Below are 21,961 nucleotides of genomic sequence, written 5' to 3'. Positions count from 1 at the left end.
TTGGCGTGCAAAAAAGCCTCATACCGCCGCCTCCGTCAGCAAATCGCTGACCAGCTGCCCGTCGCGGAAGCGCACCTGACGCTTGCAGTGGGCGGCGATGTCAGCCTCGTGAGTGACCAGCACGATAGTGATGCCCTCGGCGTTCAGTTCGCCGAACAGGCGCATGATTTCCTCGCTGGTATGGCTGTCGAGGTTGCCGGTCGGCTCGTCGGCCAGGATCAGCCGCGGCTTGTTGACCAGGGCGCGGGCAATGGCCACCCGCTGCTGCTGGCCACCGGAAATGCGGTTGGGCAGCGACTCGGCGTATTTACCGAGGCCGACCTTGTCGAGCAGCTCGCGCGCCCTCTCCCGCCGCGTGTGCTTGTCCACACCGGCATAGACCAGCGGCAAGGCGACGTTGTCCTGCAGGCTCATGCGCGGCAGCAGATTGAAGCCCTGGAAGACGAACCCCAGCGTCCGGTTGCGCAGGCGCGCCAGCGCGTCGGTCTCCATGCGCGCCACGTTCTCGCCGGCCAGGAAGTAATCGCCGCTGCTCGGCGTATCGAGGCAGCCGAGCAGGTTCATGAAGGTCGATTTGCCCGAGCCGGACGGCCCCATGATGGCGATGTACTCGCCCGGGTAGATGGCCAGGTCGACGCCCTTCAGCGCCGGAAACAGGCCGGCTGCCGTCTCGTAGGACTTGCCCAGCCCGGCAACGCGGATGACCGCCTCCGTCATCAGAACATCCGCATGCCAACCGACGACGGCTTCTTGTCGCCGTTGCTGTTCTCGCCAGTGACGACGCGGTCGCCTTCCTTCAACTCGCCGCCGACGATCTCGGTGTTGCGGTTGTCGGTGATGCCGAGTTGCACGGAAACCGGCTTCAACTCGCCGCCGGCGACCACGTAAACCGTGCCGCTCTGGCCATCGCGCTTCTTGCCCTTGGGCGGCTGGCCGCCCGGTGGGCCCATCATGCCCGGCCCGCCCTTGGCCGTGTCGGCATCCTTCTTCTCGGCCGGGTCGGTCGGCTTGAAGCGCAGCGCGGCATTGGGCACGAGCAGCGCGCCCTCGCGCTTCTGCACGCCGATGCTGACGTAGGCCGTCATGCCCGGCAGCAGGATCAGGTCCGGGTTATCGACGTTGATGCGCACGTTGTAGGTGACGACGTTCTGCTGGTTGGTCGGGTTCAGGCGAATCTGCTGCACGACGCCGCCAAAGCTGCGGTTCGGGAAGGCATCGACGGTGAAGCGCACCTTCATGCCCTCGCGGATATTGCCGATATCGGCCTCGGCGAAACTGGTGTCGATGGCCATCTTGGTCAGATCCTGCGCGATCTGGATCAGCGTCGGTGTCTGGAAGCTGGCCGCCACGGTCTGGCCGATATCGACCAGACGCGCCACGACGACGCCCGCCACCGGCGAGGTGATGACTGAATAGCCCAGATTGACCTGGTCCTTGTCAGCCGCCGCCTTGGCCTGGGCCAACTGGGCCTGGGCCGATTTGAGGGTCTGTGCCGCCTGGTCGTAGTCCTGGCGCGAGATGTATTCCTTCTCGAGCAGCGCCTTCATGCGTGCTTCGTTGGCCTTGGCCAGATCGACCGAAGCCGCCACATTGACCACATTGGCCGCACTCTGCCGGGCGACGGTCTGCAACAGCGACTGGTCGAGTTCGAGCAGCTTCTGCCCAGCCTGCACCTTGGAGTTGAAATCGACGTAGAGCTTCTTCACCGTACCCGACACCTGCGTACCGACGTTGACCAGCACCAGTGGTGTCAGCGTGCCGTTGGCCGAGACGGTCTGCGTCACGTCGCCCTTCTCGGCAGTCGCGAACTTGTAGCGGGTTTCCGGGTTCTGCGCCGCACGCTGATTGAGATACCACGCCCCGCCGCCGATCAGCGCGGCGGCTACCGTCGTGCCCAGAATGATCTTGCCGAATTTCATGGTCTTCCTTCCGCCGCCCCTTGCAGCAGCGTGTAATCGAGCGCCCCCATGGATTGGGCCAGGGTGGCGCGATAGACGTTCCAATCGAGTTCCGCCTGAATTCGTTGCAGGCGGGCGCTGGCCAGCGCACTTTGCGCCGACAGCAGATCGAGCACCGTACCGACGCCGGCCTTGTAACGACCGAGCGCCACGCGCTCCGATTCCTCGGCGCTGGCCACCAGATCGGCCGTGGTTTTGAGACTCTGCGTGGCGGTCGTCAGACTCTGGTAGGCCTTCCAGACATCCAGCGCGACCTGGTTGCGGATGCGGTCGCGCTGGGCGGCTTTCACATCGACCTGGGCCGCCGCCGAACGCACGCGGTAGGTGGTATCGAAGCCGGAGAAGATCGGCACGTTCAACGTCAGGCCCGCCGAATTACCGCGCACGATCACGCCATCGGTGTCCTGCCAGGTCGGACCGGCACCGAGCGACAAGGTGGGCAATCCCTGACCTCGTGCCACGGTGACCCCGGCTTCGGCTGCCTTGACCTGAGCCTCGGCAGCTTTCAGGTCGGGCCGGCGCTCCTGGGCGTCGGCGATCAGCGCATCGACATCTTTCTGGAAGCTGACTTCCGTCGGCAGCGCCGGCGCCGGGGCCAGCGCAATGCGGGTTTGGGCATTCAACCCCAGTGCATTGGCCAGCGTGCCGAGCGCATTGCGCGATTCGCCCTCGGCCTTGATGCGGTTCAGCGTGGCCTGCGACAGCGCCGTTTGCGCCTGCAAGCGGTCGGCTGGCGTAGCGACACCAACGCTGTAGCGCAACTGGGCCGCGTTGTAGGCTTCCTGTGCGGAGCGTTCGGCCGACTGCGCCGCACTCACCGCCGAGCGCGTGGCCTGGGCGTTGTAGTAGGACTGCAACGCAACCAGGAAAAGGCTCTGCACCGTCGCATCCTGCGTCGCCGCAGCCGCCACCAGCAGTTGCTGCGCGTTCTCGATATTGGCCGAGCGCTGGCCGAAATCGAGCAGCAGCCACGAGAGCGTCAAGGCCGCCGTACTCTTGTTGTAGGCATCGTTTTCATAGACGTAGCGCGTCGCCGTGCCTGTACCATTCAGGTTGGGCAACCAAGCACCGCGCGCCACGCCGACCAGCGCCGCCTGCGCCCGCGCTGCGGCCCACACCTCGCGGGTTTGCGGATGGTTGCACAGCGCGAGATCGACCGCATCGATGGCCGCCAACGGGTCAGGCAACTGCGTCGTGCACGGCGCTTCGCCGACACGGGCCGACAGGCGCGGCGACGGTTTCAACGGCGTCATCGCCTCGCTACCAAGCGGGTCGAAAGGCAAGGCCGGCGTGGCGAAGAGCAGGCCGGCAAGCAGCAATGACAATGGGCGACGGGAGAACATGGGCGCTAGTTTAGCCGCCCATCGTCCTTTCGGCGGTTACAAGTTGTATCAAAAGTTAAGGCCGCCAAGCGACCCCGCTACGCCTCCCAGCACCGCAACGAGACTCTTCGACGGCAGGATGACCCGGGAGCAAAACAGCCATCCAGATCAAGAAAACTGCGGTTAACCGACAGGAAAGCCGTGCTGCGATGCGGTAAAATCGCGCCCACTATGCTCTATCCACTCATCCGCAAATTCTTTTTCTCCCTCGATGCTGAAACCGCGCACGGCATCGGCATGCTGGGCATCGATCGCGCCGCCTGCCTGATGGCCAAGCCGGTCGCCCCTTGCCCGGTCGAGGTCATGGGCCTGAAATTTCCCAATCCGGTCGGCCTTGCCGCCGGCCTGGACAAGAACGGCGACCACATCGACGGCCTGGCCAAACTCGGCTTCGGCTTCATCGAAATCGGCACGATCACGCCGCGCCCGCAGGATGGCAACCCGAAGCCGCGCCTGTTCCGCATTCCGGAAGCGCAAGGCATCATCAACCGCATGGGCTTCAACAACGCCGGCGTCGACAAGCTGCTGGAGAACGTCCGCGCGGCCGAATTCCCGAAAAAGGGTGGCATCCTCGGCATCAACATCGGCAAGAACGCCACCACGCCCATCGAGAAGGCGGCCGACGACTACCTGATCTGCCTGGACAAGGTCTATAACGACGCCAGCTACGTCACGGTCAACATCTCGTCGCCGAACACCAAGAACCTGCGCGAATTGCAGAAGGACGAGGCACTCGACGACCTGCTGTCGCAACTGAAGGCCCGCCAACTGGAACTGGCCGACAAGAACGGCAAGTACGTGCCAATGGCGCTGAAGATCGCCCCCGATCTCGACGACACGCAGATCACCGCCATCGCCGATGCGCTGCGCCGCCACCGCTTCGATGCGGTGATCGCGACCAACACCACCTTGTCGCGCGAAGGCGTCGAAGGTCTGCCCAACGCCGACGAAACCGGCGGCCTCTCGGGAAAACCGGTTTTTGCCAAGTCCACCGCAGTACTGAAGAAGCTGTCCACCGCACTGGCCGGCGAACTGCCGATCATCGGCGTCGGCGGCATCCTGGGTGGCGAAGACGCGGCCGAGAAGATCAAGGCCGGGGCCTCGCTGGTTCAGTTCTACAGCGGCTTCATCTACCGCGGCCCCGATCTGGTCAGCGAAGTGGCGGATACGCTCGCTAAAATGATGCGGAAAAACCAATGAGGTCATAAGGAGGCTCGGTTGTCCGGCTTATGACAAAGCCGGATAATATCGGCCTCTTCCTCCCAGCCCTGCTATGAGCCACTACCTGTTTATCCTCGTCGGCGCTGTTCTGGTCAACAACGTCGTCCTGGTGAAAATCCTGGGCCTCTGTCCCTTCATGGGTGTTTCCAAGAAGCTGGAAACCGCCTACGGCATGGGCGCCGCCACCACTTTCGTGCTGACCATGGCGACCGGGGCGAGCTACATCATCGACCACTTCCTGCTGATGCCTTTCGGGCTGGAATACCTGCGCACGCTGTCCTTCATCGTCACCATCGCGGCCATCGTGCAGCTGACCGAAATGGTCATCGCCAAGACCTCGCCGGCACTGCAGCAGACGCTGGGCATCTATCTGCCGCTGATCACCACCAACTGCGCCGTGCTCGGCGTGCCCTTGCTCAATATCAGCAACGGCTACAACTTTGTCGACTCCCTGCTCTTCGGCGCGGGTAGTGCGGTTGGTTTCTCGCTGGTCCTGATTCTCTTCGCCGGCATCCGCGAACGTATCGAGGGCGCCGAGGTACCGGTCTATTTCCGCGGCGTGGCCATCGCCATGGTCACTGCCGGCCTGATGGCGCTGGCCTTCATGGGCTTCGCCGGTCTGGACAAGTATCAATAATGGAACTCCTGCTTGCCATCGCCATCATGGCCCTGGGCGCCGTCGTACTGGGCGCCGCACTGGGCTACGCCTCGATCAAGTTCAAGGTCGAAGGCGACCCGCTGGTCGAAAAAATCGAAGCCATCCTGCCGCAAACGCAATGCGGCCAGTGCGGCTATCCCGGCTGCAAGCCCTACGCCGAGGCCATCGCCAACGGTGAGGAAATCAACAAGTGCCCGCCGGGCGGCGTCGAGGGCGTACAGCGCCTGGCCGACCTGCTCGGCCGCGAAGCCAAGCCGCTCGATGCCGAGGAAAAACCGAAGCAGATCGCCATCATCGACGAGAACACCTGCATCGGTTGCACGCTGTGCATCCAGGCCTGCCCGGTCGATGCCATCGTCGGTGCCGCCAAGCAGATGCACACCATCATTGCCCAGCAATGTACGGGCTGCGAACTGTGCCTGCCGCCCTGCCCGGTCGAGTGCATCCGCATGGAACCGATCGCCGAAAACATCGATAACTGGAAGTGGAAATACCCGGTCGTCGAGATCAAGGCCTCACCGCTGTCCGCAAGGGATACCACCACCGGTGGGCCCGGTGGCATAAAAGAGGCCGCGTAATGCTGATGAACCTGTTCAAGTTCAAGGGCGGCGTCAAACCGCCGACCAACAAGACGCAATCCGTCACCCAGCCGATCGCCGTCGCACCGATGCCATCGCGCCTCGTCGTGCCCCTGCACCAGAGCATCGGCGGCACGCCGCGCCCGGTCGTACAGGTTGGCGACAAGGTGCTGAAGGGCCAGTTGATCGGCGAGGCCGACGGTTGGATTTCAGCTGCCATCCATGCGCCGACTTCGGGCACCGTGCTCGACGTCGGCATGCATGTGCAGCCGCACCCGTCTGGCCTCGATGCCCTGTGCGTGGTCATCGAGCCGGATGGTAAGGACGAATGGATCGAACGCCAGCCTTTCGACTACGCCAACGCCACGCCGGAAGCGGTGCGTGAATACCTGCAACAATCCGGCGTCGTCGGCCTGGGCGGCGCGGTGTTCCCGACTCACGGCAAGCTGACGCCGTCGAAGACGGTGCCGATGGAAGAACTGGTAATCAACGGCGCCGAGTGCGAGCCCTTCATCACCTGCGACGACCTGCTGATGCGCGAACGCGCCGAGGAGGTCGTACGCGGCATTGCCGTCTTCCGCGATCTGCTGCAACCGCAGAAGGTGCTGATCGGCATTGAGGACAACAAGCCGGAAGCAGCCGAGGCCATGCGCGCCGCCGTCAAGGCAATCGGCGAGGTTTTTCTCGTCGTCCAGGTGCCGACGCTCTACCCGGCCGGCGGCGCCAAGCAATTGATCCGCGTGCTGACCGGCAAGGAAGTCCCGGCCGCCAAGCGTTCGACCGATCTCGGCGTGCAGTGCTTCAACGTCGCCACTGCCTACACCGCCTGGCGCGCCATCGCGCACGGCGAGCCGGTCGTATCGCGTCTGGTCACGGTCACCGGCAACGTGCATCACCCGCGCAACTACGAAGTGCTGATCGGCACCCCGATGGACGAGTTGCTCAAGCTGGCAACACCGCATCCGGACACCGACGGCATCATCATGGGTGGCCCGATGATGGGCTTCCTGGTGCCGGAACCGAGCGTGCCGGTGGTCAAGGCGACCAACTGCCTGATCGCCCACGACGATCGCCTGTTCCCGCCCAAGGCGCCGGAAATGCCGTGCATCCGCTGCGGCTCCTGCGCCCGCGCCTGCCCGCACGAGCTGCAACCGTTCGAGATGTACTGGTTCGCCCGCGCCAAGAATTTCGGCAAGACCCAGGAGTACCACATCTTCGATTGCATCGAGTGCGGCTGCTGCTCCTTCGTCTGCCCGTCGCGCATTCCGCTCGTCCAGTATTTCCGTTTCGCCAAGAGCGAAATCTGGGCGCGCGAACGCGAAAAAAATGCGGCTGACCAGGCCAAGACGCGTTTCGAGTTCAAGCAGTTCCGCGAGGAACGCGAAAAGTCGGAAAAGGCCGAGAAACTGGCCAAGGCAGCTGCAGCCCAAGCCGCCAAGAAGGCGGCCGAGGCAGCCGCTGCCGGCGAGTCCGGTGCTTCGCCAGTTGGCGAAGCGCCAGCAGCCACTGCTGCGGTGGACAGCGAAAAAGAGGCAAAAAAGGCCGCCATCGAAGCCGCCATGGCTCGTGCCAAAGCGCAACGCGAAGCCGCCCAGCCAAAGAACACTGAAGCCCTGACCCCGGAACAACAGCGCGAGGTCGCCACCGTCGACGCCCGTCGCGAAGCGGCCGGTATTGCCGACGCACCGCCTGCCGAGAAGACCGAATAATGTTTGCACCCGCTCCTTTCCTGCTCAAGGACACCAGCGTCAGCCAGGTCATGACGCAGGTGTGCGTCGCCCTGATTCCGGGCATCGCTGCCTACGCCAGCCTGGTCGGCCCGGCCATCCTGGTTCAGATCGTGGTCGCCACGTTCGCTGCGCTGGCCGCCGAAGCCGTGATGTTGAAGATACGCGGCAAACCCTTGCTGATGTTCCTGACCGACGGCTCGGCCATCGTCACCGGCTGGCTGATCGCCTTGACCTTCCCGCCGCTCGCCCCGTGGTGGCTGGTGGTGACCGGCACCGTATTCGCCATCGTCGTCGCCAAACACCTTTACGGCGGCCTCGGCCAAAACCCCTTCAACCCGGCCATGGTCGCTTTCGCCGTGTGCATCGTCGCCTTCCCGGCGCTGATGTCGCAATGGCCGAGTGTCGGCTTGAAACTGGGTCTGGTCGACCAGATGAACGTCATCCTCGGCTGGATGCAGCGGGTCGATGCACTCTCCGGCGCTACTCCGCTGGATGCGATGAAAACGGCGCTGAAATTGGGCGAAGGGAATGTCGACGTTGCCAGCCTGTTGGCCAACCAGGACATTTACGGCAACTTTGCCGGCCGCGGCTGGGAGTGGGTCTCCGCTGGCTACCTGCTGGGAGGCCTGTGGCTGTGGCATCGCAAGATCATCACCTGGCAGGTGCCGGCCGCCTTCCTCGGTGCTTTGCTGCTGATTTCCGGTGTCCTGTGGCTGTACAACCCGGCCCAGTTCGCCAGCCCGCTCTTCCACCTGCTTTCCGGCGGTGCAATGCTCGGTGCCTTCTTCATCGCCACCGACCCGGTCTCCGGCTGCACGACGCCACGCGGCAAGCTGATCTTCGGCGCCGGCGCCGGCCTGCTTGCCTACATCATCCGCGTCTTTGGCGGCTATCCGGATGGCGTCGCCTTTGCCGTGCTACTGATGAACCTCTGTGCCCCGCTGATCGATTACCTCAGCCAGCCGGCCATCTTCGGCATGAAGGACAAGGCATGAGCGAAGCGAAAATCTTCTCCGCCCAGGGCATGGCCATACGGACTGCAGCGATCCTGTTCGTGTTCGTCATCATCTTCACCGGCCTGCTGTCAGGCGCTTATTTGTGGACCAAGCCGGCGCTCGAAGCCTCGGCTGCCGAGGCCAAGATGAAGCTGGTCGACGAGGTGCTGCCGCGCAGCGATTACGACAACCAGTTGCTGCAGGACGCCGTGCCCCTGCCCCCGACCGCCGAACTCGGCCTGGCCGAAGACAGCACCGTCTATCTCGCCCGCAAGGAAGGACAGCCGGTCGCCGCCGTTTTCGAAGCCGTGGCACCGGACGGCTACGCCGGCAAGGTTCGCCTGATCCTCGCCGTGCGCGCCGATGGCAGCGTCGCCGGCGTGCGTGTCACCCAACACAAGGAAACGCCGGGCCTGGGCGATTATGTCGAAGTCAAGAAGGACAAGAACAAGGCCCGTCCCTGGATCACCCAGTTCAACGGCATGGCGCTCGGCCAGATTGCCGACAAGGACTGGAAGGTCAAGAAGGATGGCGGCGCGCTCGACTACTACGCCGGTGCAACCGTCACCCCGCGCGCCGTGTCCAAGGCCGTATTCAAGGCGGTGAAGTGGTTCGCCGCCAACCGCGATTCGCTGTTTGCCGCAACGGGAGCCGGAAAATGATCACCCGTGACGAATTCAAGACCATCGCCCACAACGGCATCTGGAAGCAGAACACCTCGATCGCCCAGATCCTCGGCCTGTGCCCCTTGCTGGCGGTGACCACCAATGCGGTCAACGGCATCATGCTGTCGCTGGCCACCATCCTGGTCATGGCGATGTCCAACTTTGCCGTCGCCTCGCTGCGCAACCTGATTCCGCACGAAATCCGCATCCCGGTGTTCATCCTGATCGTCGCCGCGCTGGTCACGGTGGTCGATCTGCTGTTTAACGCCAACCTGCACGAACTCTATCTGGTGCTCGGCATCTTCATTCCGCTGATCGTCACCAACTGTATCGTGCTCGCCCGCGTCGAAGCCTTCGCCGCCAAGAACCCGCCGCTGCACTCCACCTTCGACGGCGTCTTCATGGGTGTCGGCATGTTGTGGACGCTGGGTCTGCTCGGAGCCATGCGCGAACTTCTGGGCAACGGCACCATACTGGGCGGCATCGACATGGTCTTCCCCTCGTTGCAACCGATCCAGTTGCTGCCGGAAAGCTATCCCGGCTTCCTGCTCGCCCTGCTGCCGCCGGGTGCCTTCATCCTGCTCGGCTGCATGATCGCCTGGAAGAACTGGATGGACGCCAAGGCTGCCGAACGCGCCAAGCTGAAGCCGCCCGAGCCCGTCGCCACCGCCGGCTGCCACTAAGCCCCGCCTTGCAAGTCGCACGCATACGCCAGACGCTGCACGAGATCGGCGCCAAGGATTGTCACGCCGAGCGTATCCTGCGCGCCTGGACGCAAGGTAAAGCGCTCGATCACGGTACGAAGCGTCAACGCGCCGAGGATTTTCTGCCGCTGCCGATCCGCCAGGCCCTGCCGGCGCTGAGCAACGATCTGGCACATCTCGCCCGCGTCCGCTCGGAACACCTTGGCGAAGATGGTTCGGCCCGCCTGCTGGTCGAACTGGGCGACGGCCAGACGGTAGAAAGCGTGCTGCTGCCGCGCGAGGGCGTATGCGTCTCGACCCAGGTCGGCTGCGCGGTCGGCTGTGTTTTCTGCATGACCGGCAAGAGCGGCCTGTTGCGCCAGGTGAGCAGCGGCGAAATGGTGGCGCAGGTGGCCCTCGCCCGCCAACGCCGCCCGGTGCGCCGCGTCGTCTTCATGGGCATGGGCGAACCGTCGCACAACATCGACAACGTGCTGGAAGCCATCGATACGCTCGGCACCTATGGCAACATCGGGCACAAGAACCTGGTCTTCTCGACCGTTGGAGATTTGCGCGTTTTCGAGCGTCTACCGCAGCAGTCGGTCAAACCGGCACTCGCCGTCTCCTTGCACTCGACCCGCGCCAAACTGCGTGCCGAGTTGCTGCCCAAGGCCCCGCCCATCGATCCAGCCGAACTGGTCGAGTTGGCCGAAATTTACGCGAGAAACACCGGCTACCCAATCCAGTATCAATGGACGCTGATCGAGGGCATCAACGACAGCGAAGAGGAAATGGACGGCATCATCCGCCTGCTCACCGGCAAGTACGCGATGATGAACCTGATCCCGTTCAACAGCATTGACGGCTTGCCCTACCGCCGCCCGGCGCCGGAAAGAATCGCTGCGCTGGCGGAAAAACTGAATCGACAGCGCATCCTGACCAAGCTGCGCAACTCCGCCGGGCAGGATGTGGATGGTGGCTGCGGCCAATTGCGTGCCCGTATGCTGGGCGAAAAGACGACCGCAGCCCAGCCCGTCCTGTTGCAGCCTAAGGGACGACGCTCAGCCGTCCAGCCCCTCAAGACGACGACCGGCCAGTAGCTCTGCCAACGCTTCGACCGGTTGGGGCCGGCCAAACAGGAAACCCTGGAACTGGTCGCAACCATGCTCGCGCAAGTAATCGCGTTGCGCCTCGGTTTCCACCCCCTCGGCAACGACCTGCATATCGAGCTCGTGAGCCATCGCGATGATGGCTGAAGCCAAGCGCACGCGCTCGCCGCTCTCGTCGATTTCGCAGACGAAAGAACGGTCGATCTTGAGCGTCTGGACCGGGAATTGTTTCAGGTAACTCAGGGACGAATAGCCCGTACCGAAATCGTCGATCGACAACTGAATGTGCAGTTTGCGCAGGGTCTGCAAGACCTGGATCGTATGACTGGAGTTGCGCATCAGCATCGATTCGGTCAATTCCAGCTCCAGCAACTGCGGCGGAATGCCGTGTTCGGCCAGGCAATGGGCGACCATGTTCGGAAAATCGGCACGCGCGAACTGGTTGGCCGAGATATTGACTGCAATCGGCACCGCCAGCACCCCGGCATCGAGCCAGCGACGCTGTTGCGCACAGACGGTCTCAATGGTCCATTGGCCGAATTTTTCGATCAGCCCGCTTTCCTCGGCGAGTGGGATGAAACGTCCGGGCGGAATCAATCCCTGTTCGCGATGCTGCCAGCGCATCAAGGCTTCGGCACCGACGATCTCGCCGCTCAAGGCATCGATCTTCGGCTGATAGTGCAGCACCAGTTCGTTGCGCTCCAGCGCACCGCGCAGGTCGTTTTCCAGCAGCAGTTCGCCCAGCGAAGCGGTATTGATTTCTGAAGAGAAGAAGCGGAAGGTATTACGCCCCTCGTCCTTGGCGCGATACATCGCGGCATCGGCCTTGCGCAGCAATTCGGATACCGTTTCGCCGTCGTCCGGATAGAGCGCGATGCCGGCGCTACCGCTGACCGTCAGTTGATGCCCGGCCAGCTGGTAGGGTTGGCAGATGGCCGCCAGCAGCTTGCGGGTCACATGCGTCGCATCCTGCCGGTGCTCCAGCTCGGGCAAGACAGCAACAAACTCGTCCCCCCCCTGGCGCGATAAGGTATCGGTATCGCGCAGCACGCCGAGGCCGCGCTGGGCTGCCTGGATCAGCAGTTTGTCGCCCATCTCGTGGCCCAGCGTATCGTTGATGTTCTTGAAGCGGTCGAGATCGATGAAAACGATAGCCATCGATTTCTTGTTCCGTTTCGATTTGAGCATTCCCTGATTCAGGCGATCCTCGAGCAAGAGGCGGTTAGGCAAGCCTGTCAGTGCATCGTGGTGCGCCAGATGATGGATGCGCGCTTCGCTTTGTTTGCGCTCGGAAATATCCTGGAAGACGCCGATGTAATGCGTCACCTGGGCGGCATCGTTGTAGACGGCAGATATCGACAGCCACTCCGGATAGATGCCCCCATCCTTGCGCCGATTCCAGATTTCACCTTGCCAGTGTCCCTTGTCGAGCAATTCGTTCCACATGGCCTGATAGAAGTCCCTGGACTGGCGGCCGGAACTGAGCATTCCGGGTTTCTTGCCCAGGACATCGACAGGCTCGTAGCCGGTAATCCGGCAGAAGGTCGGATTGACGGCAACGATCGCCCCGCTGGCATCGGTGATCGTCATTCCCTCGGCAGCATTGCTGAACACGTTGGCATAGAGCGCCAACTCGCCCTCGGTCCGGCGTTGCGCCTCGTAGCGCTCCTCCAGAGCGGCATGGGCCTGCGTCAGCGCCTGGGCATCCTGGCGCATACGGAAAACGGCATAAATCATGTATAGCGCCAACAACATCGCTATGCCATAAAGCAGCCCGCGATACGTCGTAGCAACCTGCTGTGCCTGTTCGTGTGCCTGGATGTAGAGATGGGTGATCTCCTCGGCCAGCACACCGGTCGGTGCCGTCACGATACCGCTGACCAAGGCATCGACTGCTGGCCGACGTTCGACGATCAGCCCGGCGTGTATCAGTAACTGGTTGAGCAGCAGCGCACTTTCACCTCGCCAGGTCGAAGTACGCAGTTGTCGAATTTCCTCCGGCAGACTCTCGGTCTCCACGCTGCGGCTTCCCGTGGAAACAGACAGGATCTTGCGGACGAAAGCCTGCAATTGATCGCCATGGGCGCTCTTGTGAAACAGCAAATCCTCGGCCACCCGAGGGAAATATGCCTCGGAGTTTCGCAGGATGGCGTGCGTCCGCTGGAAGCGATCGACATCATCTTCCTTGGCTTTCTGCGCTGCGATCAACTGCTCGATTTTTTGCCCCAGCTGCCGCTTGTGCGAAGCCGGCAAGGACGATGGCAGACGCAACAAATTGGCGCGTTCATCACGAATTTCCTGCAGGTGGCGAAGCACCGGATCGTAGTTCTGCAAGAGGTTGGCGTAGTTGGCTACGACCGCCGAATTGAGTTCGATGTCCGCCTCCTGCACATGGCGCAGGGTCAGCATGTAGCGATAGTGTTGTTCTGGTGAAACTTGATCCGCCCGGATATACAGCCAGGTCAGCAGGCCGATCAGGATGGCGAAGACAGCGATGGCGAAAACCCGGCGCTGGTGTTCCACAGGGCCAGACATGATCGTCATGGTTGCACCGCTTGCGGTACCGGGCCGCTCAGGGTTTTCAGGAAAGCGACAATCGCCTGGATATCCTGTGTCGACAGGTCGCGCCCCAACTGATATCGCCCCATGACGGATACTGCCGACTCCAGGGTCGGTGCCGAGCCATCGTGGAAGTAAGGTGCCGTCAGTTCGACGTTGCGCAGGCTCGGCACCTTGAAGACATGGCGGTCCTCTTCGCGCTGGGTTACGTTGTAGCGCCCAAGGTCTTCCTTGGTTACGCTCCTCCCGGCGAAGTAGTCGCCCATCACCCCGAACTTCTGGTACATGTTGCCACCGAGCAGCATGCCTTGATGACAGCTGGCACAGCCGTATTCGCGAAAACGTCGATAGCCGTCGATTTCGATTGGCGTCAGCAGTTGTTTCTCACCCTTCAAATAGCGGTCGAAACGACCGTTGGCCGTTACCAGAAAGCGCTCGTAAGTTGCGATGGCATGCGCAACATTGTCGGCGGTCAGGCCATCCGGGTAAGCTCTGGAAAAGCGCTCGACCAATCCTTTGTCCTCGCGCAGGCGGCTGAGCACCTGTCCCCAGTTCGAACCCATTTCCAAGGGATTGTGGATCGGTCCGGCGGCCTGTATTTCCAGGCTGGATGCCCGCCCATCCCAGAATTGAGCCAGGTTATAGGCAGCGTTCAAGACCGAAGGCGCGTTGATGCCTCCGACAGCGCCACCGATCCCTGCCGAGAATTGCAGGCCATCAACCCCACCCTTGGCGGGATCATGACAGGATATGCAGGCGACCGTGAGATTGTCGGAGAGGCGCGTGTCGCTGAACAATTGTTCGCCTAGCGCCACCTGCCCTGGGATGAGGTCGTCGAATGCTTGGAGCGGCAAGACAGGCTGCATGCCATCGGCAGGCACGACACTGCTACGACTAGGAGCCCCCAACGGGAAAGATTCATCTCGCCCGGAAAGCGTCAACCAGACAACAACTGCGATCAATGCTGCCACCACCAGCAGCGGGCGAAAATCCACACGACTCATAGTTAGAATTATCTACTATTCTCAGTGGAATATTTTTTAAACAGTGGTCTCGGCCAGCACCACGCAATTCCTGCCGCGGCGCTTGGCTTCGTAGCCTGCGTCGTCAGCTCGGCGCAACAGTGACAATTCATCCTCGCCGTCGATCAGCTCCGCCACCCCGATACTGACGGTACACCTCAGCTGCTGCCCACTTCCCGTTTCCAGAACCTTGGCGGCAAATCCTTCACGCAGACGCTCGGCCAGGTGAGTTGCCGCCGACAATCCGGTCTCAGGCATCAACACGACAAACTCTTCACCACCATAACGATAAGCGTGGTCACTGCCGCGCAGCGTATGGCGAATGACCTGAGCAAGGCATTGCAACACCCGGTCACCTTCAAGGTGACCATAGCTGTCGTTGATCCGCTTGAAATGATCGCAGTCGAGCATCATCAGCGACAACGGGCGATGGTAACGTCCGGCGCGTTCAAGTTCGCCCCGTAGCTGTTCGTGCAATTGGCGGGAATTGAACAAACCGGTCAAGGGATCAACCTGGCTCAGACGACGATAGCGCTCCTCGCTGTCACGCAGCGCTTCCTCGGCAAGGCGTCGCTCGGTAACGTCCTGAAGGGTTTCGATGGCACCGACCACTTCGCCCTGTGCGTTGCGTAGAGGCGCTGCCGTGAAATAGAGCCATCGCCCACCATCGCCAAAATGAGGGAAGAAGTCTTCCGCTTCGTAGCTGCCGGGAACAAGCAAGGAGGGACGAAAACGGCCATGATAGAGGCGATCTACATCTGCATCGTTCGCCCCTTCCAGTACCAGATCGGCCATGATGGCCCGTTTAGAGGGATAAAAGGCTCTCCATTGTTCCGAGGTTCCGACAATCCCGCTGGATGGAACACCGGTCATCGCCTCACACGCCCGATTCCAGTGCGTAACGCGGTGTTTGGCATCGATCACCAGGGTCGCGACTGAAGAGCCATCCACAATCTGCGCCAGATAGGCCTCGCTCTCCCGCAATGCGGCTTCGGAACGTCGCCGGTCAGTCACATCCAATATGGTTTCAATGGCCCCGATCACCTGACCCGCGCTATCGCGTACCGCCATAGCAGTCAGACATAACCAGCGTCCTCCATCACCGAATGCCGGAAAGAAGTCTTCGGCTTCGATGGCCCCTTCGACGGTTGTCGAATGCCAGAATTTCCCGGGATAGAGGCTGGCGATATTCTCGGTCGATGCGTCATCAATGATCAGATCGGCCATGATAGGGCGTGGCCTGTCGTAGAACGCACGCCATTGTTCGGTGGTGCCAACGACCTCGCTGGCTGAGAGGCCGGTCAGCTGCGTGCAGGCCCGATTCCAGTACAAGACGCGATGCTGCGCATCGATGACGATGGTAGCCACCGGATTGACTTCAACCAGTTGCGCCAGATCGATCTGGTTCTTCTCGGGATGATTTGTCATCAAAAACCCGCTCTCTCTGTCAGGTAAAATTGCGTTTTTTGCAATATCGCGCATTCTGCTGTCTGTGACAATCCGGTTACCATCAAGCCAGTGAAAAAAATCGATATCGAGCAGTTCTACTCCCGTTTGCGCGACGCCAACCCGGCGCCGACGACCGAACTTCATTATGCGACGCCGTTTCAGTTGCTGATCGCAGTAATCTTGTCGGCGCAGGCGACCGACGTCGGGGTCAACAAGGCCACTGTCCGCCTCTTTCCGGTGGCTCCCGATGCCTTCAGCATGCTGGCACTGGGTGAGGAAGGCTTGACCGAGTACATCAAGACCATCGGCCTCTACCGCACCAAGGCCAAGAATGTCATCGCGACCTGCCGCATCCTGGTCGAGCAGCATGGCGGCGAGGTGCCGCAGGCGCGCGAGGCGCTAGAAGCCCTGCCCGGCGTTGGGCGCAAGACGGCGAACGTCGTGCTGAATACTGCTTTCGGCCAGCCGACCATCGCCGTCGACACCCACATCTTCCGCTTGGGCAACCGGACCGGGCTGGCGCCCGGCAAGACGGTGCTGGAAGTCGAACAGAAGCTGCTGCGCGTCACCCCGGAGGAATTCAAGAAGGATGCCCACCACTGGCTCATCCTGCATGGCCGCTATGTGTGCAAGGCACGCAAGCCGGAATGCGCACGCTGCGTGGTTGTGGACCTGTGCCGCTTCAAGGGCAAGACGGTATGAAGGTCGCCAGCGGTCTGGCCTCTTCCCCGGAGGTGACGGCAGAACTCGCCGCCATCGCCGTTCGCCAGGCCCTGGAAAAAGCCGAACTCGAGCAAGCCGCCAACGTCCTCTTGTTCCTGACCCGCGATTTCCAGCGCCACGCCCAGGCGGCGGTTCTCGCGGCCGCGCGCACGGCTGGCTGCCTGCAGGTTGCGGGTTGTACGGCCAGCGGCGTGTTCACCGAAGCGGGCTGGCGTACCGATCAGCCGGCCGCCGCCGCACTGGTTCTCGGTCCACGAGCGGTCAAGTCGACCGGCGACCTGCGTATCTCTTTCAGCGGCCACAGCCGCCTGCCGTATGACTGGCAGGACGACCGGGCGCGCGCCGGCCTGCTCGATAGCGAGGCGACGACCTGGAGCCACGGCCGCATCGATCAGAGCGCGCTATCGGATTTACTGCTTGATGGGCTGCACGCCCACCCCATCGTCTGCCCCGGCTTGCGCCCGCTTGGCGACGCCCAAACCGTCGAGAGCAGCGCAGGCTACGATCTGCAGTGTCTTGGCGGCCATACGGCGGCCGACAGCTTGCTGCGCGCCTTGCCACCTGAAATGCGCGAGCGTCCACCTTTGCATGCACTCGCCTTGAGCCGAGGCGAAGGCCTGCCAGCGATTTCCCTGCTCTCAATCAATGGCGACGGCTCGCTGACGCTGGCCGACGAGATCGAAGCCGGCGAAAAACTGACCTGGTGCATGCGCCAAGCGCTCTACGCCGAGAGCGAAATGCGCAGCGCGCTGACTGCTGCGGTGCACGGGCAAAAAAAGCCAAAATTCGGGCTGATGTTTTCCTGCATCGGGCGCGGCCCCTTGTTCTATGGCAACGAAGATCGCGACCTCCAGGCCTACGTCGAATGCTTCCCCGGCTTGCCGCTGATCGGCGCCTACGGTACCGGGCAGATCGTTCCCGCCGCCAAGGTCAACCACCTGTTCCACAATACGGCTCTGACCGTACTTTTCGAAAGTCCAGATGTTTAATCCCACACGCGACCAGGTCCGCCAGTTTTTCTGCGACGCCTGGAGAAAACACGTCGAACGCCTGCCGTTGGTCGGCGCCGAAGTCACGGCTGCCGACATTGCCGCCCGCCACCCGGAATACCACGCCTTGCTGGCCGATGCCGAAAAGGCACTGGGCAAGGATTGGGTTCCCGAAGGCGGCGAGATGAACCCCTTCCTGCACCTCTCCCTGCACCTGGCTATTCACGAGCAGGTCAGCATCGACCAGCCACCGGGGATTCGCGCGGCTTTCGACAGCCTGCGCGCCCGCATGGAGCCGCACGATGCCGAACACGTGTTGCTCGAATGCCTCGGAGAAACGATCTGGCGCGCCCAGAGCCAAGGGCAAGCGATGGATGCGCTGGCCTACGTCGATGCCGTTCGCCGCAAGGCCAGCCAGATCTGAAATCGACCGTTGTAGAGCAAGATGCGCAGACGCAACGTCATCAAACAACTGCTGGGCTGGAGCCTGCTCCCCGCCTGGCTCTCCTTGCGCCCAGCCTGGGGCGATGACAAGGCGAAGGCCGGGCTAGTTCGGTTTCATGGTCCCGTTTTCATCAACGGGCGACCCGCCAGGCCCGGCCAAAGCATCCAACCTGGAGATACGGTCAGCACCGGGGTAGATGCTGAAGCTGTCTATGTCGTCGGCCAGGATGCTTACCTGCTCCGCGAGCGCTCGTCGGTGACGCTAACTGGCGACAAGTTGCGCTATGGTCTGCGCATTCTGACGGGAAAACTGCTTTCGGTTTTCGGCAAAGGAGAGAAGCAGATCGAGACCCCGACCGCCACCATCGGCATCCGGGGAACAGGCTGCTACATCGAGGCCGATGCTAAAGGCGTGTATTTCTGCCTCTGCTACGGTGAAGCGGAAGTGCGCCCTCTACGCCAGGCAGAAGTCATCGAACGCATCCAGACGGAACACCACGACCGACCGATTTTCCTGCCGACGAGCGGGAAGCAGGCATTATTAGCGGCCCGCGTTCGCAATCACCGCGATGCCGAACTGGTCCTGCTGGAAAGCCTGGTTGGCCGCATACCGCCTTTCGTCGGACAACCAGGCCTCGCTGATTACTAAAGCGGTCAGTTCGGAACCTGATAGTTGTTCTGGGTCATCAGATCCACCCCGCACTCCAGGCTTTCGACCCAGCTGATGAAGTCCTCGACCGCCTGCTTGCCGACGAAGCGCGAGCCGTGCTGCGGCACGATCTGATCGATGTCGAGCTGGCGCACCATGTTGGCCCAGAAGCGGCACACCTTGCGCGACACGATGTAGCGACGGTGAAAACCTTCCATGTAGCGGGTATGGCTGGAAAAGTCGGTAACCGGCTCGGCCGCCTGCTCGTGCGGCACCAGGGAAGCGCCGAGGTCGCCCGAGAAAAGAATCTTGGAAACCGGATCGTAGAACTGAAAATTACCTTCGGCGTGCATGAAATGCGCCGGTAGAGCGAGCACTTTGCACTGGCCGAGCTTGATCACGGCACCTTGGTCCGGAATACCGAGGATGCGGTCGGAAACGTCCTTGCCAGTAGTGAAATGGGGAACGAAGCGGGTCCACAGGCTGGAGATCATGACCTTGCAGTGCGAGGCGACGAACCACTTGTTCACGGAGGCGATGATGTCCGGGTCCGGGTGCGAGGCGAGGATGTAATCGAGATCCTTGGACGAGAAATACTTCTGCATGTCCATCAGCAACCCGGTATAGGTCATGTTGCCGCCCGGGTCGATCAGGGCGCCATGGCCGTGATCCGCAATCAGGAACTGGTTGGCCTGGACCGCGCCGGCGGCCGAGTCGTCGACCAGATCATAGAACGCGTGGACGATGTGATTACCATCATTGAATAGTTCGACGGCCATATTAACCCCTTATGACAAGGGGTCACATTATCTACAGATTGTCAGGCAATGACTAGTACGGAAGAACTAGATTCCGTGAGTTTTTTCGCATTCATTGGGTCAATAGTGACCAGTCGTTCATCAATGACGAAACAATATCCCGTGAAAATAACCGTCAGACGACTCACACATCGTCGGCCGGCGGCGCCACCTTGATCACTTCCTCGAGCGACGTCAGCCCCTGCGCCACCTTCAGCGCCCCGGAAATGCGTAGCGGACGCATGCCTTCGCGGTAGCCCTGCTCGCGCAGCTTGGGAATATCGCTCAGCGGCTTGATCATCTTGCGGATCTCCGACGAGTTGAGCAGGATTTCGTAGAGGCCGACCCGCCCGGTATAGCCGGTCATGCGGCATTCCAGACAACCGACTGGCTGCCAGAGTTGAGCGGGCTCACCCGATTTCCAAGGCGCCACCAGTGCACGCCAGGCCGCACGCTGCTCTTCGGTAATTGGCGCCGCCTTCTTGCAGTGCGGACACAGGGTACGCACCAGACGCTGCGCCATGACGCCGAGCAGGGTCGAGTTGATCAGATAGGCCGGAACACCGAGATCGAGCAGACGGGTAATCGCCGAAGGGGCGTCGTTGGTGTGCAGGGTCGACAGCACCAAATGACCAGTCAACGCCGCCTGGACGGCCATTTCAGCAGTCTCCAGGTCGCGGATTTCGCCGATCATGATGATGTCGGGATCCTGGCGCATCAACGCACGCACGCCATCGGAAAATTCAAGGTCGATGGCGTGATTGACCTGCATCTGGTTGAACGAGGATTCGACCATTTCGATCGGATCCTCGATGGTGCACACGTTGACCTCCGGCGTCGCCAGTTGCTTGAGCGTCGTGTACAGCGTGGTCGTTTTACCGGAACCGGTCGGCCCGGTGACCAGGACGATGCCGTTGGGCGACTTGGTCATCTGCTGCCAGCGCATCTGGTCGTCTTCGGAAAAACCGAGCGAACGAAAATCGCGGACCAGCACCTCGGGGTCGAAGATACGCATGACCAGCTTTTCACCGAAGGCGGTGGGCAGGGTCGACAAACGCAGTTCGACTTCCTGCCCGTCCGGAGTACGAGTCTTGATCCGGCCATCCTGCGGCCGGCGCTTCTCGATGACGTCCATGCGACCGAGCAGCTTGATCCGGCTGGTCATGGCGTTCATGACCGCCATCGGAATCTGGTAGACCTGATGCAGCACGCCGTCGATACGAAAACGCACGATGCCGATATCGCGCCGCGGCTCGATGTGGATGTCGGAAGCCCGTTGATCGAAGGCGTATTGCCACAACCAATCGACGATATGGATGATGTGCTGGTCGTTGGCGTCGTATTGCTTGTTGCCCTTGCCCAGTTCGACCAACTGCTCGAAGCTCGACAGACCAGAGGTCACCTCGCCCCGCGCCGCGGCCTTCTTGACCGATTTGGCCAGGCTGAAGAACTCGACGAGGTAGCGGCTGATATCCTCCGGATTCGCCATCACCCGGCGAATTTCCTTGCGCAGGATGGGCTTCAGTTCCTCGACCCATTCGCGGACGAAGGGTTCGGCGGTGGCGATCACGACTTCGCGCGTCGTCACCTGCACCGGCAGGATGCCGAAGCGCCCGGCATACGCGCTGGACATCACGTCGGCAACCCCGGTGAAATCGATCTTCAATGGGTCGATATGCAGATAATCCAGACCCGTCTTGGCAGCTAGCCACTCGGTCAGGTTTTCGAGATTGAGCAAGCGAACTGGTGGCTTGTTCGACCGCCACTTCTGGTCGGCGATAACGACCAGCGGATGGATCTTGCCGCCGTGCAGACGGCGCTCCACTTTCAAGGCCTCGGCGATATCCCGCTCAACCAGGCCATCCTCGACCATCCAGTCGAGAACCTCGGAAAGCGCCAGGCGATGCTCATTGACAGTCTGATTATTCATGGCGGGCAATATAGCATGCCGACAGCAAGGCTAAAGTCACTGGCAGCGCGGTTTTCCTCGATTTACACCGTTCTTGCGCTTGGTTTTTCGCCTTTTTGGCACGTGCACCGCAGCAGTCACGCTTTTTCGCGGGAATGCGGCCGCAACGGCTTCAACAAGAACTTCAGATCGTTGTGGTCGATCTCGTACATCAGTTGCAGCAAGCGCCCGATTTCCCCCGGCGGAAAACCCTCGCGGGCAAACCAGCCGAGATAATTGGGCGGCAGGTCGGCAATCACGCAGCCAGCGTGCTTGCCGAAAGGCATGGTGCGCGTTACCAGCAATTCGAGGTCTTCGGGCTTCATGGTCGCGCATTGTGCTTGCGCGGCGCCAAAAATGAAAGAAGCCGCCCTCAGGCGGCTTCTCAATTGGCGCGGAGGC

At 61.7% G+C, this 21,961-nt stretch carries 21 protein-coding genes; 12 read left to right on the top strand and 9 right to left on the bottom strand.

What is annotated here, in order from left to right; all coding sequences use genetic code 11:
* Positions 1–18 precede the first annotated feature (18 nt).
* From WIF35_RS17365 to WIF35_RS17355, 3 genes are read right to left on the bottom strand one after another with little or no spacing between them, the layout of a single operon-like run.
* Positions 19–717: an ABC transporter ATP-binding protein gene (locus WIF35_RS17365; RefSeq protein WP_412479464.1), complete on the bottom strand. Its 699-nt coding sequence runs from the start codon at positions 715–717 to the stop codon at positions 19–21.
* Positions 717–1,919, bottom strand: coding sequence for an efflux RND transporter periplasmic adaptor subunit (locus WIF35_RS17360; protein WP_412479463.1), 1,203 nt, complete (start codon positions 1,917–1,919; stop codon positions 717–719). The genes WIF35_RS17365 and WIF35_RS17360 overlap by 1 nt, the downstream gene beginning before the upstream one ends.
* Positions 1,916–3,301, bottom strand: coding sequence for a TolC family protein (locus tag WIF35_RS17355; RefSeq protein ID WP_412479462.1), 1,386 nt, complete (start codon positions 3,299–3,301; stop codon positions 1,916–1,918). The genes WIF35_RS17360 and WIF35_RS17355 overlap by 4 nt, the downstream gene beginning before the upstream one ends.
* Before the next feature lie 210 nt (positions 3,302–3,511).
* Between WIF35_RS17355 and WIF35_RS17350 the strand changes: the two genes are divergently transcribed.
* The 8 genes from WIF35_RS17350 to WIF35_RS17315 all read left to right on the top strand — a co-directional run bounded on the left by WIF35_RS17350 (position 3,512) and on the right by WIF35_RS17315 (position 10,970).
* A complete protein-coding gene (locus WIF35_RS17350; RefSeq protein ID WP_412479461.1) occupies positions 3,512–4,540 on the top strand; it encodes a quinone-dependent dihydroorotate dehydrogenase in 1,029 nt (342 codons plus the stop codon).
* A gap of 73 nt (positions 4,541–4,613) precedes the next feature.
* A complete protein-coding gene (gene rsxA / locus WIF35_RS17345) occupies positions 4,614–5,198 on the top strand; it encodes an electron transport complex subunit RsxA (RefSeq protein WP_412479460.1) in 585 nt (194 codons plus the stop codon).
* Positions 5,198–5,797 (top strand): electron transport complex subunit RsxB, encoded by a 600-nt coding sequence (gene rsxB, locus WIF35_RS17340; RefSeq protein ID WP_412479459.1) that lies wholly within the window; start codon positions 5,198–5,200, stop codon positions 5,795–5,797. Before rsxA ends, rsxB begins: the two co-directional genes overlap by 1 nt.
* Positions 5,797–7,506 (top strand): electron transport complex subunit RsxC, encoded by a 1,710-nt coding sequence (rsxC, locus tag WIF35_RS17335; RefSeq protein WP_412479458.1) that lies wholly within the window; start codon positions 5,797–5,799, stop codon positions 7,504–7,506. Before rsxB ends, rsxC begins: the two co-directional genes overlap by 1 nt.
* On the top strand, positions 7,506–8,522 hold the full coding sequence (locus WIF35_RS17330; protein WP_412479457.1) for an RnfABCDGE type electron transport complex subunit D: 1,017 nt from the start codon (positions 7,506–7,508) through the stop codon (positions 8,520–8,522). The genes rsxC and WIF35_RS17330 overlap by 1 nt, the downstream gene beginning before the upstream one ends.
* A complete protein-coding gene (rsxG, locus tag WIF35_RS17325; protein WP_412479456.1) occupies positions 8,519–9,184 on the top strand; it encodes an electron transport complex subunit RsxG in 666 nt (221 codons plus the stop codon). The genes WIF35_RS17330 and rsxG overlap by 4 nt, the downstream gene beginning before the upstream one ends.
* Positions 9,181–9,870 (top strand): electron transport complex subunit E, encoded by a 690-nt coding sequence (locus tag WIF35_RS17320; RefSeq protein ID WP_412479455.1) that lies wholly within the window; start codon positions 9,181–9,183, stop codon positions 9,868–9,870. The genes rsxG and WIF35_RS17320 overlap by 4 nt, the downstream gene beginning before the upstream one ends.
* Positions 9,871–9,878: 8 nt before the next feature.
* On the top strand, positions 9,879–10,970 hold the full coding sequence (locus tag WIF35_RS17315; RefSeq protein ID WP_412479454.1) for an RNA methyltransferase: 1,092 nt from the start codon (positions 9,879–9,881) through the stop codon (positions 10,968–10,970).
* Here WIF35_RS17315 and WIF35_RS17310 read toward each other — a convergent pair.
* The 3 genes from WIF35_RS17310 to WIF35_RS17300 all read right to left on the bottom strand — a co-directional run bounded on the left by WIF35_RS17310 (position 10,932) and on the right by WIF35_RS17300 (position 16,042).
* Positions 10,932–13,514, bottom strand: coding sequence for an EAL domain-containing protein (locus WIF35_RS17310; RefSeq protein WP_412479453.1), 2,583 nt, complete (start codon positions 13,512–13,514; stop codon positions 10,932–10,934). The genes WIF35_RS17315 and WIF35_RS17310 overlap by 39 nt on opposite strands.
* 5 nt (positions 13,515–13,519) lie before the next feature.
* Positions 13,520–14,392 carry a cytochrome-c peroxidase gene (locus WIF35_RS17305; RefSeq protein ID WP_412479452.1) on the bottom strand — a complete coding sequence of 291 codons (873 nt, stop codon included), beginning with the start codon at positions 14,390–14,392 and terminating at the stop codon, positions 13,520–13,522.
* Positions 14,393–14,578: 186 nt separating this feature from the next.
* A complete protein-coding gene (locus WIF35_RS17300; protein ID WP_412479451.1) occupies positions 14,579–16,042 on the bottom strand; it encodes a diguanylate cyclase in 1,464 nt (487 codons plus the stop codon).
* A gap of 36 nt (positions 16,043–16,078) precedes the next feature.
* Here WIF35_RS17300 and nth point away from each other — a divergent pair, with 36 nt between their 5' ends.
* Genes nth through WIF35_RS17280 form a run of 4 tightly spaced genes read left to right on the top strand, consistent with a single transcriptional unit; the run spans position 16,079 to position 18,814 of the window.
* Positions 16,079–16,711: an endonuclease III gene (gene nth / locus WIF35_RS17295; protein ID WP_412479450.1), complete on the top strand. Its 633-nt coding sequence runs from the start codon at positions 16,079–16,081 to the stop codon at positions 16,709–16,711.
* Positions 16,708–17,721: an FIST C-terminal domain-containing protein gene (locus WIF35_RS17290; RefSeq protein ID WP_412479449.1), complete on the top strand. Its 1,014-nt coding sequence runs from the start codon at positions 16,708–16,710 to the stop codon at positions 17,719–17,721. The genes nth and WIF35_RS17290 overlap by 4 nt, the downstream gene beginning before the upstream one ends.
* Entirely contained in the window at positions 17,714–18,145 is a 432-nt protein-coding gene (locus tag WIF35_RS17285) for a DUF1841 family protein (RefSeq protein WP_412479448.1), read from the top strand. Before WIF35_RS17290 ends, WIF35_RS17285 begins: the two co-directional genes overlap by 8 nt.
* Before the next feature lie 21 nt (positions 18,146–18,166).
* Positions 18,167–18,814: a hypothetical protein gene (locus WIF35_RS17280; protein ID WP_412479447.1), complete on the top strand. Its 648-nt coding sequence runs from the start codon at positions 18,167–18,169 to the stop codon at positions 18,812–18,814.
* A gap of 5 nt (positions 18,815–18,819) precedes the next feature.
* Here the strand turns inward: WIF35_RS17280 and WIF35_RS17275 are convergent, their stop codons facing one another.
* The 3 genes from WIF35_RS17275 to WIF35_RS17265 all read right to left on the bottom strand — a co-directional run bounded on the left by WIF35_RS17275 (position 18,820) and on the right by WIF35_RS17265 (position 21,885).
* A complete protein-coding gene (locus tag WIF35_RS17275) occupies positions 18,820–19,593 on the bottom strand; it encodes an MBL fold metallo-hydrolase (RefSeq protein WP_412479446.1) in 774 nt (257 codons plus the stop codon).
* Positions 19,594–19,756: 163 nt separating this feature from the next.
* Complete coding sequence (locus WIF35_RS17270) at positions 19,757–21,541, bottom strand: GspE/PulE family protein (protein WP_412479445.1); 1,785 nt, start codon at positions 21,539–21,541, stop codon at positions 19,757–19,759.
* Positions 21,542–21,657: 116 nt separating this feature from the next.
* Entirely contained in the window at positions 21,658–21,885 is a 228-nt protein-coding gene (locus WIF35_RS17265) for a DUF3820 family protein (RefSeq protein ID WP_412479444.1), read from the bottom strand.
* Between the last annotated feature and the right edge of the window lie 76 nt (positions 21,886–21,961).

The organism is Azonexus sp. IMCC34839 (genome assembly GCF_047047955.1).
In the GTDB taxonomy this organism is placed as follows: domain Bacteria; phylum Pseudomonadota; class Gammaproteobacteria; order Burkholderiales; family Rhodocyclaceae; genus Azonexus.
Note: the sequence above shows the minus strand (reverse complement) of the source record. Positions and strands in the feature narration are given on the sequence as shown.

Bases quoted from the DNA above. Each gene is read 5' to 3' on its own strand.
- rsxB (WP_412479459.1), top strand. From the start codon at position 5,198: ATGGAACTCCTGCTTGCCATCGCCATCATGGCCCTGGGCGCCGTCGTA.
- WIF35_RS17330 (WP_412479457.1), top strand. From the start codon at position 7,506: ATGTTTGCACCCGCTCCTTTCCTGCTCAAGGACACCAGCGTCAGCCAG.
- rsxG (WP_412479456.1), top strand. From the start codon at position 8,519: ATGAGCGAAGCGAAAATCTTCTCCGCCCAGGGCATGGCCATACGGACT.
- WIF35_RS17300 (WP_412479451.1), bottom strand. From the start codon at position 16,042: ATGCGCGATATTGCAAAAAACGCAATTTTACCTGACAGAGAGAGCGGG.
- WIF35_RS17275 (WP_412479446.1), bottom strand. From the start codon at position 19,593: ATGGCCGTCGAACTATTCAATGATGGTAATCACATCGTCCACGCGTTC.
- WIF35_RS17290 (WP_412479449.1), top strand. From the start codon at position 16,708: ATGAAGGTCGCCAGCGGTCTGGCCTCTTCCCCGGAGGTGACGGCAGAA.
- WIF35_RS17280 (WP_412479447.1), top strand. From the start codon at position 18,167: ATGCGCAGACGCAACGTCATCAAACAACTGCTGGGCTGGAGCCTGCTC.
- WIF35_RS17320 (WP_412479455.1), top strand. From the start codon at position 9,181: ATGATCACCCGTGACGAATTCAAGACCATCGCCCACAACGGCATCTGG.
- WIF35_RS17285 (WP_412479448.1), top strand. From the start codon at position 17,714: ATGTTTAATCCCACACGCGACCAGGTCCGCCAGTTTTTCTGCGACGCC.
- WIF35_RS17355 (WP_412479462.1), bottom strand. From the start codon at position 3,301: ATGTTCTCCCGTCGCCCATTGTCATTGCTGCTTGCCGGCCTGCTCTTC.
- WIF35_RS17350 (WP_412479461.1), top strand. From the start codon at position 3,512: ATGCTCTATCCACTCATCCGCAAATTCTTTTTCTCCCTCGATGCTGAA.
- WIF35_RS17365 (WP_412479464.1), bottom strand. From the start codon at position 717: ATGACGGAGGCGGTCATCCGCGTTGCCGGGCTGGGCAAGTCCTACGAG.
- WIF35_RS17265 (WP_412479444.1), bottom strand. From the start codon at position 21,885: ATGAAGCCCGAAGACCTCGAATTGCTGGTAACGCGCACCATGCCTTTC.
- WIF35_RS17360 (WP_412479463.1), bottom strand. From the start codon at position 1,919: ATGAAATTCGGCAAGATCATTCTGGGCACGACGGTAGCCGCCGCGCTG.
- rsxC (WP_412479458.1), top strand. From the start codon at position 5,797: ATGCTGATGAACCTGTTCAAGTTCAAGGGCGGCGTCAAACCGCCGACC.
- WIF35_RS17270 (WP_412479445.1), bottom strand. From the start codon at position 21,541: ATGAATAATCAGACTGTCAATGAGCATCGCCTGGCGCTTTCCGAGGTT.
- WIF35_RS17310 (WP_412479453.1), bottom strand. From the start codon at position 13,514: ATGTCTGGCCCTGTGGAACACCAGCGCCGGGTTTTCGCCATCGCTGTC.
- rsxA (WP_412479460.1), top strand. From the start codon at position 4,614: ATGAGCCACTACCTGTTTATCCTCGTCGGCGCTGTTCTGGTCAACAAC.